At 54.7% G+C, this 13,145-nt stretch carries 6 protein-coding genes; 3 read left to right on the top strand and 3 right to left on the bottom strand.

The window, feature by feature from the left end; all coding sequences use genetic code 11:
* Positions 1-47 precede the first annotated feature (47 nt).
* The 3 genes from BN8_RS27505 to BN8_RS27495 all read right to left on the bottom strand — a co-directional run bounded on the left by BN8_RS27505 (position 48) and on the right by BN8_RS27495 (position 10,199).
* On the bottom strand, positions 48-6,131 hold the full coding sequence (locus BN8_RS27505) for an alpha-2-macroglobulin family protein (RefSeq protein WP_009285225.1): 6,084 nt from the start codon (positions 6,129-6,131) through the stop codon (positions 48-50).
* Between the two features lie 190 nt (positions 6,132-6,321).
* Complete coding sequence (locus BN8_RS27500) at positions 6,322-9,315, bottom strand: PVC-type heme-binding CxxCH protein (protein WP_009285224.1); 2,994 nt, start codon at positions 9,313-9,315, stop codon at positions 6,322-6,324.
* 26 nt (positions 9,316-9,341) lie between these two features.
* Positions 9,342-10,199, bottom strand: a complete 858-nt coding sequence (locus BN8_RS27495; protein ID WP_040006940.1) for a sugar phosphate isomerase/epimerase family protein — start codon at positions 10,197-10,199, stop codon at positions 9,342-9,344.
* A gap of 163 nt (positions 10,200-10,362) precedes the next feature.
* Between BN8_RS27495 and BN8_RS27490 the strand changes: the two genes are divergently transcribed.
* The 3 genes from BN8_RS27490 to BN8_RS27480 are packed head-to-tail and all read left to right on the top strand — an operon-like array spanning position 10,363 to position 13,092.
* The gene (locus BN8_RS27490; RefSeq protein ID WP_009285222.1) at positions 10,363-10,914 is read left to right on the top strand and encodes an RNA polymerase sigma factor; all 552 of its coding nucleotides are present in this window, start codon (positions 10,363-10,365) and stop codon (positions 10,912-10,914) included.
* Positions 10,901-12,616 carry an anti-sigma factor gene (locus BN8_RS27485; protein WP_009285221.1) on the top strand — a complete coding sequence of 572 codons (1,716 nt, stop codon included), beginning with the start codon at positions 10,901-10,903 and terminating at the stop codon, positions 12,614-12,616. Before BN8_RS27490 ends, BN8_RS27485 begins: the two co-directional genes overlap by 14 nt.
* An 11-nt stretch (positions 12,617-12,627) precedes the next feature.
* On the top strand, positions 12,628-13,092 hold the full coding sequence (locus BN8_RS27480) for a hypothetical protein (RefSeq protein ID WP_040006938.1): 465 nt from the start codon (positions 12,628-12,630) through the stop codon (positions 13,090-13,092).
* Positions 13,093-13,145: the final 53 nt, after the last annotated feature.

Raw genomic sequence — 13,145 nt, 5'->3', positions numbered from 1 at the left:
AAAGCCAGGTACGCAAAACCTGGCTTTCCTGTTTTTAGCAGAATCATTTACTTCACCTTCACTCGCTCTCCTGTCGAATGAGCCGAAAATTCGGGGGCGTAAAAGCATTGTACCGTAGCCACACCCGCCGAAAAATCACCGGTGTGAGCCACCCGCAGCCTGTATTCGAACACATGGGTACCCACGGGCACGTAGCTCAGGAAGAAATCCGTACTGGCATCACGGGGCGACTCGTAGTAGCCGAGACCATTCTGGTATTTGAACCCTGAAAGCGCATCGACTGGCTCAAAACCCGATGCACGACCATCTTTCAAGTGAACGTACTCCATCGTGCGATCAGTTTGAAGCACCAGCCGGACCGTAACAAGATCACCGGGTTTCAACGACCCTGCCGACCATAAAGGGGTAACTACCGGACCTGCGGGCGAATCTGTCTGTACGTATAATTCTTTCTGCACCGATAAGCCGGCACTACCAGCCGGGATTCGGTCGAGCGGCTCAAAATGCTGCCAATACACAGCGCCCCAGGCCGGTCCGGCCCCCTTCTTTGAAAGCTGGATGACACCCATTTCGGGCTTGATTTCGGAGGCCGCATACGTAACCTTTTGATATCCGGTTACAGCCTCGGTTTGGGTCACCCGGCTATCGATACGTTGACCGCCCACCCGAACTTCAGCGGTTGATCTCGTATCAAGCCAGTCAGTGCCCCGCAGCAACAAAGCATATACGGCTTCAGTGGTGGCTTTGGTCGAGTGCCAGGCCTGCGTTTGTTTCTGACGAATGAGCCACCGCCGAAGATCGTCCGCAACGGCGGGATTCTTTCCTATTTCCTCAAATGCTTCGATCAGATAAGCCTGGGTTTCAATTGGTGCTTCGTACCAGCCGAAGCCGCTTTTGTTCTCCGGCCAATACATCCCCAACTCTTCGGAAACCTTGGCCCGCTCTGTCAGCGACTCTAAAATCTGCTGCGGCACCTGCCGATCACCAAAGCGGTACAAGGCTAAAGCTGTGAACGCCTGGCCTTGTAAACTTTGCTTCAGCCAATTAGCGGCTAACTGCTGGCGAAGGTATGCCATTACGTCGCCGTTGATTGGTCTGCCGGGGTAAAAGCTGCGGGCGTAAAGGTACTGAACCGGCAGATAGGGATTTGGAACCACCGTTTTCGCTTTCTTTTGTTCGGCGACCCAGGTTGCCAGTTCTGCATCAACGTATGCTATGGCCAGCTCCGTCATCGAACGCACCTCCGCTTGTACTGATTGAGGCAGCGCAACCCCCAGTTTTTGCAGGTGTCCGAATCCACCCAGAATGTGAAGCGTCATAGTCAGGTTAGGGGCCATGCCGCCAAACCACCTAAAACCACCTTCGGGTGTCTGTAGCTGGATTAGTTTCGTCACGTTCGCGGTTAATTCGTTGTTCATCCGGTTCTGGTCGAACAACTGGCCGAGTTGTGCCTGCCGCTCCGCTTCGTTACGGGCCTGAGCCAGCCACGGCGTATTTTCGAGGGTTACTGCTTTCAATTCCTCATTCGCCTGAAGTGGGTTGCGGGGTGGATTGCGTTTCCATTCGTCTATTACCTGCCGGAATGCCGGTTTGCTGGTAATAATATGAGCCGCGAGCGTATTGGCATAGATCCGGCTGAACAGTTGCTCAGCGCATTCGTAGCGGTACTCCATCAGGTACGGCAGCGACTGCAAGGCATACCAGGCCGGGTTGCTCGTCACTTCAACCGTCAGGCGCTCGTGCTGACTGGGTAACTCGGGATTCTGATTGGTTAATGCCGTTAGTTTAAACTCCTTGGTCTCCTTGCCACCGTTTACCCAGAACGGCTGCGTATCGGTTACCAACATCCGGTTCGGCAATACGGGCAGCGTTTGTTCTTCGCCATCGGTAAAATCGCCTGCCTGGGCACTCAATCGATACGTCACTGTTTCCAAACCGGCCGGTACAACCAACGTCCAGCCGAGAGCCGTACTCTGCTTACCCGCAACGGTGAACGTTAATGCTCCGGCGCTGTTCCCGAGTTTCTGGTTAATTGGCTCGTTTGTCAGTGCGTCGAACAGTTCCAGCCGGGCAGTCCCCGTCAGGGTCTTTGCCGTCAGGTTGTTCAGCCGGGCGGTCAGGCGGAGGGTATCGCCTTCGCGCAGAAAGCGGGGCGCGTTGGCCGTAATCATCAGCTCCTTCTGCGTCACGATTTCCCGTTCAAGCGTACCAATTTTCAGGTCTTTCGTATGTGCAAACGCCAGCAGCCGCCAGCGGGTCAGAGCATCGGGCATGGTGAACTTCAACACCACACGCCCCTGCGGATCGGTGTGCAACTGCGGAAAGAAGAAGGCTGTTTCAGTAAAGTTTCGGCGGGGAACAATCGGTATTGTTGGCCCACGTTGATCGCGTTCACTGCTAGAAGGCGTGTTTTCAGCACCACTACCCCCTTTCATATTCCTGGCCGCCGACGGTGCAGCCGCCATTGCGTCTGACAACGGTGCTACGGCGCTCTCCATCATAGTTTCCCGCGCATAGCCTCTGATTTTGATTTCCCTTCCCGGTCCTCTGGAGCCCATTCCCCCCTGGCCTCGCAAGGCATCATACTGAATCGGGTCTACCCTACCCGTCTGTACAGGCGTCGGGTAAATCCACCATTGGCTCATATTAATGCCAAAGCCGATACCGTTGTTCGTATAATACTGGAAATAAGTCTGATAAATATCCGTTTGCCAACGTAAGACACTGAATTGATCGAGAGACGCATCGTATAAAGTCGCGGCTAGTTCAGCCAGCACGTTATCCTGCTTTGGGCCGCTGATCAACAGCGTCCATTCTTCCGGTTGGCCAGGTTTGAGCTTGTCCCGGAACACCTGCGTTTCGATACGTAGCAACTTGTCTGAAAAGGGCACGGTAATCGTTTGTGCTTTTTCATACAGCCGACTATTCTGGACCATTGCGAAGTGAACAACAAACCCTCCCCGGTTCTTTTCCGTAACCGGCAACGACACCCGCCGGGGCGTACCATCCGTTTTTAGCCATTCGCGCCGGGTGATTCGATGGTTCTCTTCGACCTGCATCAGCACCCAGCCAGGCTGGGTATTGCCAACCCAGAACACAAGTTCCTCACCCGGTTCTACGGTCGTTTTAGTTGTCTGCAACCAGCCTTCCGGAAGAACGGACGCCGTCGGCTGGCGGTTGTCCATCACCCGGAAATAAACTCGCTCTGTAGTTTCCTCGCCGGTCGAATCCCGCACAACCACTTCGGCTACGTACTGGCCTGACTGATAGCGGTTCAGATCCGGCCGAAACGTTGAGTCAGCCGGGCTTTGAAAGGATTGTTGTTCTACCGCTTGTCCTCTAGGCCACGTACGGGGATCGTTTTCGTTGGCGTAAATGTCATGGGGAAATAAGCGCAGATACTCCGCCTTACTGAGCAAGTGACGATCCGGACGGCTCCACAAGCGTGTACGCAGCAGCCGGTCTGGGGCCTGCAACGCATAAACGGTGAGCTGCCCCTGCGCCCGGACCGGCTGATCCGACTGGTTGGTTACCTTTAGCGAGTACTCGTTTTTCCCGCTTTTGTCGACTGAGTTTGGTACGGCCAGTTCTACCTGCAGCGCTGTATAACCGATTTGCAGCGTCTGAGTTGTGCTTCGGGTCTCGCCAGCCCGATCAGTTACGTCGAAAGTCACCTCAAAGACAAAGACTGGATTGTCGCGTTTGGGTTTTGTCAGATCAGGCGTTGCCGGGAACGAAATCGTTACGTTCCCCTGAACATCCGTTTGTACTGCACCATTGGCAATTTCGGTCTTGTCGATTCGTCGGCCCGGGAGTGATTTGCTGGACGAAACCTCATCCATCTCCCACCACCCCCACCAAGGCTGCCGGTAGTAGCGGACAACGCGATACCGCACCGAAGCACCGTCTACGGCCGCCCCGGCAAACGTCCTGGTCTGCGCCGTGAGGGTAATTGTCTGACCAAGTTTAAACGACTGCCGGATGGGTTGCGTAACTACCTCAAACGTGGGCCGCTTGTATTCTTCGACCCTAACGTAGGTGCTGCCATGCTCCGTGCTGATTGTCATCATGCCGGTAACCCGCCCGACCGGGGCAGTAAACGTCGTGGCAAACGTACCAAACTCGTTGGTACGTACTTCCTTCTGGGCAACTTCCTCTCCGTTCTGATCTCTGAACGTGACTTTAACCTCCCGATTAGGCTCAATTTCAAACCGGTTTCGGGACCCACCAAATACCAGCCCTTTAACGTAGATGGCCTGGCCTGGTCGGTAGATGGCCCGATCGGTAAACAAGCGTACACTCGAGTGAGCAGGGTCCTCTTGTGCGGGATAATAGTCACTTTTGTACCGCGTATCCGACAGCAGGGTATCGCCTGCCCATGTCGCCTGGTACCAATACGTGCTCTCACGAGGAATCCCGCGGGTTGAAACAACGGCCCGCCCTTCTTCATTTGTGCGGACAGTGGGCTGGCTGGCGGTTGGCCGCAATCGTTTCTCAAGAATAGGCTGAACGGTAGCATTAGCCAGAGGCTGGCCCGTCAGGCGGTTTACAACGAACAGCGTGTCCTGATCGAACTTACCACGGTCAGGCTCCAGCAACGCCAGCGACGAAATGGTAAAGGTGGCAAAGGAAAGCGCTTCAGCATTATTCGCCGATTTTTCAGCCTGGCTCAGCAGTACCAGATACTGTCCCAGTGGTAATCCTTCAATAGGAATCTCGACCGAATGATTGTTCAGGTCACCATCGTCAGGAGGCACCACTGTTTTTTCTACTATAGATGGCCGTTTGAGCCACTGCTGGAGCTTCTGCTTACGCTGATTCATCTCTCCGGCAAACTGCCGAGTCGCCTGCCATTCGCTGGTCGAGAGCCGGATAATCCGGTATCTAACCTGCTTTACGTTCTGGTACGTCAGCAAAGCCCGAAAGGGTGTTTTCGGAGCGTTCACCTCTTCTACGGTTAACGTACATTCAGGGCGAAGCAACTGAGTAAGCAATTCATCGGCCTCGGCTGCTGCCCGGGTTTTGGGAAAGCGTTTGATCAGGTCCCGGCAAATATCCGCAGCCTGCTTCCGGTGCCATTTTTTGGCACTTACCGTATCTCCTTCATCCGTGCGCAGTTGGTAAGGGTCCGTCAGACTAACCAGCGACTGCGCTAGTGCGTAGGCATACGTAGCTTCGGCCGGCTGTCCGGCGTACCGGACCTTTTGTTGCCGGAGTGTTTGGTGGAGCAGTAAGTCTTTATTAGGTACTGTGCTATGCGTATGCACGAACTGAAGCCGCTGTACGTCCGCATCGGCCAATGCCTGCGGATTTTTGTCGGACACGTGAAAGCGCAGAAGCTGCTGATAAAGCTGCAATGCCTGAAAACGACCCGATAGCGAATCCTTCGACTGTAACGGCAGTTGAACGAATACGTCTGGCCCAGCCAGGTAGCGGACATCGTCTACTTCGAAGCGAAAAATGGGCTTGTGCAGGTCAGGTTCCGTGTTCTTAAAGAAATCAATAGCCCGATGAGCCAATAAATCAAACAACGTAGGCCGTAGTGCACGCGCTTCAGCGTCGCCTTTAATTAGTAAGGCGTCGTAAGCTGAAACGGGCGTTTGCTGCAACAGCGCCTTCTCCTGAACGGAAGCCAGATAAGCTGACGTAACAGCATCAATCAGTTGACGCGCATCCCACGTACGAGGGTCATCCGGCGAGGCAGTGCCGGGCGATGGTTGAATCGTGGCCCGGCCTGCCGTGGCGCGATCATAGAACTTGTATCGGTTTCGATTGTAATACTGCCAATAGGTGTCCGCTAATACAGATTCAAGCACGGACCGGGTTGGTTCGGGAGTAGCCTGAATGTCCTGTTTTGTTGTCCGCACCAACGCAACAAACTCTTCTTCTTCCTGCACGAACTGGTAATTGGTACGATAAATGACCGCTTTGGCTACCTGCGGGTAATTTTTAGCCTCTTTTGCCTGTTGATAAATCTTGTTAATCTGAGTCAGCGCTGACTTGGGTAAGCCGCGGGCAATCAGCGAATCGACCTCCTTCCACTCTCGTTGATACGTTGGCATGGACTTTTTTGACTGCCCGATGGCTAATAGCGGGCAAAGGGTGAGTAGAACAACGACAAGCTTATGCATAGTGGCGATCCGTTTTCGGAGAGACAACGAAACCGGGCATTCGTTTAAAACAGATGCCCGAAGAAGCAGTTTTCCATAGAATAGAACGCAGATAAGGCCGATCAGACTGATTTCGCAGATTAAAATTTTATCTGTCTAACCAATTCGATCAGCCTTTCGCTCCCAGACCACCGGTAGAGAGTTATACCATTTATTGCTTCAGCAGATAAGCCGCCAGATCGGCCAGTTGCTGCTGATTCAGACCCATCGATACCGGGTCGGGCATGAGGCTGGTTTTGTATTGCTTGCGCGAAAAGACTTTACTGGTCGGGATGGTATGTTTCTGTCCGGCGGCATCCTTAACTATCAGCGACTGCGTTCCGTCGCTGATCAGAAAGCCGTAGTACGTCTGACCCGCTTTAGTCGTGATTAACCAGGGTTCGTAGCCGAATGCCAGCCCGGCACTGGGGTGAATAATGGCATCGAGCAAACCATTTTTGTCGAATTTCTGGTGAATTCTGGTCAGCTCGGGGCCAATGTCGTTCCCCTGTTTACCATGGCGGTGGCAGGTTGCACAATTGGTCTTAAATACCGATTGCCCGGCGGTTTTATCGCCGGTCAGGGCTGCTACCTGCTCAACGGACAGCGTTCCGGCCGACGACTTGTCCGCATCGGTTACTTTTTCTACGTTCTCAGCAAAATACTCCTTCGCCATAGTACGTACACTTTGGTCCGGATTTTTCAGGATAGCCTGCGCAACCGCCTTCTTTAGATTATCCGGCAGTTTATTATCAGCTACGAGGCCAACCAGTACCTTTCCCCCTTCGGCGTTGCGGGCCATTTCAAGAGCGACCCGACGTTTTTCCGTATCCGATTTGTACTCATCCAGCAGGATCTGCCGTTTCGCCAGCATAGCCTGCTCGGCAGCCGACAGTTTCGAAGGCATAGCTTCCTCCCAGTTGATCAGCGTAGCCCAATCGTTGCCGCGCCGGAATCCAGCCCAGTAGGTAGCCTGATCAGCAATTTCTTTGTCCGGCGATTTAGCTAAGGCCACCATCGCGTTAGCGGCCTGCACGTTTTTAATGAAACCTAGTGCGGTAATCGCCTGTCGCCGGGCATCAGCCGTCAACGCAGGCGACGCAGCCCGCTGTTGCAGCAACGTAACAGCCGAAGCCGGATGCAGTCGCCAGATTAAATTAGCCATCCGCTGGTCCCACTGCGTAGGGTCTTCGGGTAAGCTGGGGCGCAGCTCGGCAAACAGAGCTTCCGCCTTACCATCAGCCGCTTGCCCGAGGGCTTCCAGATACCACCGGTCTTTACCATCATATCCCTTGATCAGGCTCTTCAGCATAAACCGGCAATCGGCATACGGAACGTCCCGTAGTGCAATGGCGACCTCCCGACGCACTGCGGGCGATGGGTCATCGGCCAGATTACCGAGCAGGGGCAGTAAGGCTTTCTCGGCCCGGGTTAGTTCTTCCCCCGGCCGGATGGATACACCCGCGCTGGCACTCCGCAACGCCCGAATGGCCGCAATCCGCAGCATGGGCACCTCCGAACGTAATAGCCGCGTTACTTCATACTCACCCTCCGGTCCCAGATTGGCCATCAGAAATACAACCCGGGCCCGGTGGTAGGGATTATCCGACGACAGCAACGGCAGCAACGCTTCCACTACGTTATCGCCCTGAGCTTTGAGCGCTTCAAAGCCGAGCGCCCGCACGTTCACGGCTGGGTTCAGCAGGGCAGCAATTTGCCCCTGCGTGGTTTTCAGGTTAATAACGGGCGCTTTCAGTTTCTTACCACGGGGCGTAATGCGATAGATCCGGCCGTAGCCTTTTCCGTCTTTCATCTGGTGGCCACCCACAATCGGGTCATACCAATCGGCGATGTACAGGGCACCGTCTGTACCAACGGCTACGTCGCTGGGCCGGAACCACTTGCGGGTGTCTTTATCAACATCGTTCCATTTGTAGTTTTCATCAACCGTTGGAAACGAACTGATCAGGTCGGTACGGGGCAACCGATACCCTGCTCCTACCGGCTCGGGTTTATAGCCAAAAATCACATTCCGACCAGCCTCGGCGCTCAGGAGCATCCCCCGGTACCGCGGTCCCAGTTCGTCGCCTTCGTATACGACCATGCCCGTCGGCGAACCGGCCCCAGTAATGTCGCCGGCCGGGATCACACCCGGGTCATCCTGGTGCCAGTGAGCCGTGGGTACGTCCTGGCCCGGTCGCTGATCTGCCTGCCAGTAGCGGGTACCGTCGCTGCTGAAGTAGCCAGCGTTACCGCCCTCCATGAGCCAGCTCGTGCGGCAGGCAACCACCTGATCGTCGTTGTCGTTCTGCCACATGTTGCCATACGAATCCAGGGCCGTTTCGTAGTTGTTACGGAAATTATGACCCATCACCTTCATGGCCGTTCCGTCGGGATTGATGCGCAGGGCCAGCCCGCCCACCCAGACCCGGCCGTCGTCGCTGATCTGGTTGCCGTGGTTGATTTTGTTGTAAGGCGTACCACCGACGTACAGGCTACCCGAGCGAAGGGTCCAGCCGCTTTTGTCCGTTACGATGTGCGGACCAGCGTTTCCGGTGTTGAAATAGTATTTGCCATCCGGACCAACCGCCAGCGCGTGCAGCGAGTGATCGTGATCGAGACCGCCGAATCCGGTCAGCAGGATTTCTTTTTTGTCGGGGTGGTCATCGCCATCTTCGTCCGTGTACACCACCAGGTTGGGAGCGCAGGATACAATCACCTTTTTGCCGATGACGGCAATACCGAGCGGAGAAACCAACTCTTTATCCTGCACAAACACCGTTGATTTGTCAGCTTTCCCGTCCTGATCGGTGTCTTCCAGAATCACGACCCGTTCACCTTCGGGATGATCCAGCCGTTCTTCCGGCTTGTTGTTAAACTTCCGGTAGTTCACGGCTTCGGTGATCCAGACCCGCCCCCTGGCGTCAATATCCATGTTTGTAGGATTGTAAAACATGGGGGCTTCGGCCCAAAGCGTAGCCTCCAGGTCGTCCGGCAAATACAGCCGGTTCGAATCATCATCGACCACAAGGCCGTGCAGCGCAACCCGTTCCGGCATTGGTTTCGTGGGTTGCGGTTGCCGCATTGTCGGGCCTGCTACGTATAGCAAGCCAGCCGTGGCGAGCGCAAGAAGCGGGCTGTAAAATGCTGGTAATGTCATTTTCATACACGTATGGAGGCAGGATGTATTGGTTAGCTGAACAGCGACCGAACGGTCCGGTTGTTTTCTACGTAACTTTCGAGCATTGGTTTACCCTTTGGAATAGCTCCTTCAATGTGCAGCCAGCCGGTATAGCCAATGTCGTCGATCGTTTGCCGAACTTTAATGAGGTCAATCTCGCCTTTACCGAGCAGGTAGCCGTTTTCCTTCAGGTGAAATTCGCAGATCATGTCCTTACCCAGATCACGGATTTCCTTAGCTATATCATAGCCCATGACCGACGAGTTGCAGACATCGTAGTAGACCTTGACGGCCGGGGAACCGACCGCATTGATAATGGCCAGGTGTTCCGGTGCCGACAGCCATGATTCGATGCCCAGGATAACACCCGCTTTTTCGGCTTTGGGCGCTACCGCCTTCAGCCGTTCAACGACAACCTGCTGTCCTTGCGGGTCGTTGCGCAGGTCATTTTTATTAAAGAAAGCGAGCAAAATGTTTTTGACTCCCAGTGCTTTGGCAACGTCCACGCTATCCTGCACCCATTGTTCCGTACGCGGGTCCGACTTATACGGTACGTCGTTCAGCGCTCCCAGCGCCAGGCCACCTATCTGCACGCCCGTTCGCTGAGCCGCTGCCTTGTACGCGGCCTGTACCTCTTTTTGACGCAGGTGCATATTGTTGGCTTCGGAGCCCATGTTCACCTGTATACCATCAAGCCCAATTTGCTTAGCTACATCAAACGCGCCCACATCCGACGACTTGCCTATCGACCAGTCGCAGGCACCAATGCTGAACCGGCGGGCAGGTGCGGAATTGCAGAAAAATCCAGGGGTTATAAACGATAAAAAGCCTATTCCTACCGAATAACGTAGTGCATTTCTACGATTCATGATGAATGTCATTGCAAAAAATGGCTGAAAAGGTAAGGTTTGTCAATAACTCAGCAGAAGATAGATACAGCGTTCAATCTTCTCTATGTAAAATACTAAACTTTTTTTATTCTACTTCCAACGGTTTGCTAAAACCCTGGGTCTTTGCGTTATCAACGTTGATATGCTGGATGAATACGCACTAGTCGAAGGATGCCGACGTCAGGATCGAACTGTACAGCGACAGCTCTACGAGCGGTTTGCCGGGAAGCTCTTTGTGGTTTGCAAACGCTACGTCAAAGACCCCGATGAAGCAGAAGATGTCCTGCAGGATTCGTTCGTAAAAATATACCGGCATATTGGATCGTTCCGATTCGAATGCCCACTGGAAGCCTGGTTGAAGCGCGTGGTCATTAACACAGCGCTGAAACACCTGCGCAAGGAAAAACCCTGGGAACATACTGCCGATGTGCAGGAAATGGCCCCTATTCTGCCGCAGGCCGACGAAAGTTTACCGTCGCTGAACTACCAGTATCTGCTTCAACTGATACAGGAGCTGCCGCCGGGCTGCCGGACGGTCTTCAACCTGTACGCGATCGAAGGGTATAACCATCCGGAGATTGCCGAGATGCTTGAGATTGCGGAAGGAACATCCAAATCGCAATATGCCCGGGCGCGAACTTTATTGCAGCAGAAACTAAGAAATGAACAACGCGTAAGAGATGAGTCAATTTGAAGAATATACACCCGACGATTCGTCAGACTTTGATTCAGCCTGGCGAAATGCGTTCGACGAAGCGGCCGAAACGCCCCCACCCCGTGTGTGGGACGCGATCGAACGCCAGTTAGACGAGTCGGAGAATCCAAAGATCCTACCGCTGTGGGGATTGGGCTGGAGCGCATCCCGACCCGTAGTCTGGGGCGTAGGTATTGCCGCTGCGGTGGTCCTGCTGCTGGTGGGCTGGTGGGCTACTTTCCAGCAGCCTGGCCTCAGTGAACAGCCGGTTGCGCAGCAGTCAGCTCCCGCTCCACAAGACACCGAGTCAAATCTGGCCACAACTGGAAAAGGAGCAACCGAAGCCCCGGCATCCGGCCAGGCAGCAACCGTACCTGTCGGGCCATCAACGCCAGACATAGCCCAAAACGACCCGACCGAATCCGTCGCCGGAAGTCGACGCCCAACCGAGTCGGCCCACACATCGGATCAAGCCCGTAGCGAACGTCCCTCAACCGCTCCTGCCAGTGGGAGGCCGGGCTACCAGCTACCCGCGGATCGGTATGCGGGGCGACGTGGGCAGGTTACGGATCGTGATTTGCTGGCTGGTTCAACGAGCCGCCGACCGTCGCGGACAACGTCAACGCCAGCAATGGGCGAAGAGAATCGGATGAATGCAACGACCTTCGCCGAGCCAACGGCTCCGTCGGTGGTACCCAACAACATACCGGAACCAACTGTTTTACAGGTATCGTCCATGAACCTGGAACGGCTGGCGAATCGTCCGGTGCAGTTCAAGCAGTTGTACGGTACGCAGCGCATCATCTGGTTCCGCGCGCCCGAGCCGACGAGTAGCCCCGAATCTGAGCAGCCTAAAAACCAGTCTCGGGAATTGTGGGCATCGGTCAGTGTGATGCCGGGGGCGTTCAACTCCTCCGTATCGGTTCGTCAGGCGATGCCGACACCAACGCTGACCGCTATGAACAGCAACGCTTTCGTACAGAACACACCGGCCTACGACCGATCAACGGTAACTAGCCGGGCCAACTTTTCGGTAGCGTACCAGGCTACGGCGGGTATACAGATGAATGAACACTGGACGATTGAAACCGGTGTAGGCTACTTGCAGGGGCGTTCAACGGTCGAGAGCCCGGCCCAGTTGTCGTCGTCATACGTAGTCCGCACGACCGAATTGCAGGCAGCTTCGGGGAATTCGTCAAATCTGTACGTGGATGCGCTGCGCAACAGTCTGGTCACCAGTGCTGGCAATGCATTGAACGCTGCTTCGGACTACAAGGGCAGTTTTGTCAGCAACACCATGCTGTCAAACCCGAACGTAGCGGCCAACGTTTACGACGAGAAAACCCGACAAGCTACGGCCAATGACTATGTCTACGTACAGGTACCGGTGCAGGTTGGCTATCAGATTCGGCCCCGTAATCGGCTGAGCTTTACCGTACTGGGCGGTATGCTGACCAACTGGTTCGTACGGAACACCGTGGCCAACGACTTAACCATCTCGGCCGGCGATGGGGTTTACCGGCCCGTATCGCTGGCGGCTACGATGGGCTTGCGGTTCCGGTACCGGCCTACGCAACGGTGGTCGGCTTCCCTGGCGGGTATGTATCAGCCCTCATTACAGAGCGGCACACGACCGCAAGCCGGGGTGTCGAACCGCCCGACCGCGACCGGAATGAGTTTTGGATTGGATTACCATTTTTAATGTGCTTGACGATGAAGAAGACAATTGTGAGTGCCCTGATGCTGTTAGTTCTGGGAAGCTGCCAGCAGGATTTCAACCCCGGAACTAATGGAAGTTCGCTGACCGTGCGGTCGGGAACTAGTTTTGGCATGTGCGTTGGCTATTGCCAGCAGGACGTTGTGATCGACAACAAGAACACTGTTTTTACCAAAACCAGCCGGGAACCGGCTAAAAACCCGACCATCAACTGCCAGAAGCAGACTGATACGGGTACATGGAATGAAATCGCCACAAAGGTTAATTTCGACGCTTTCCAGAAAGTACCCGAAACGCTTGGCTGCCCCGACTGCGCCGATGGTGGGGCGGAGTACGTAGAGATTCAACTCAACGACAGCCGCCACCGCGTCACCTTCGAATATAACAAGACCATTCCGGGATTTGAGGACCTGGTCAGTGCTGTCCGGCAGCAGCGCAACGCCTTTGCCGACTGCAAATAAGCAGGCAGTCCCTTGCTTGATACGTAAGTGAACAACAACTAATTGAATGCTTT

Source organism: Fibrisoma limi BUZ 3, from assembly GCF_000296815.2.
In the GTDB taxonomy this organism is placed as follows: Bacteria; Bacteroidota; Bacteroidia; order Cytophagales; family Spirosomataceae; genus Fibrisoma; species Fibrisoma limi.
This window is presented reverse-complemented; position numbering and strand designations above follow the sequence as displayed.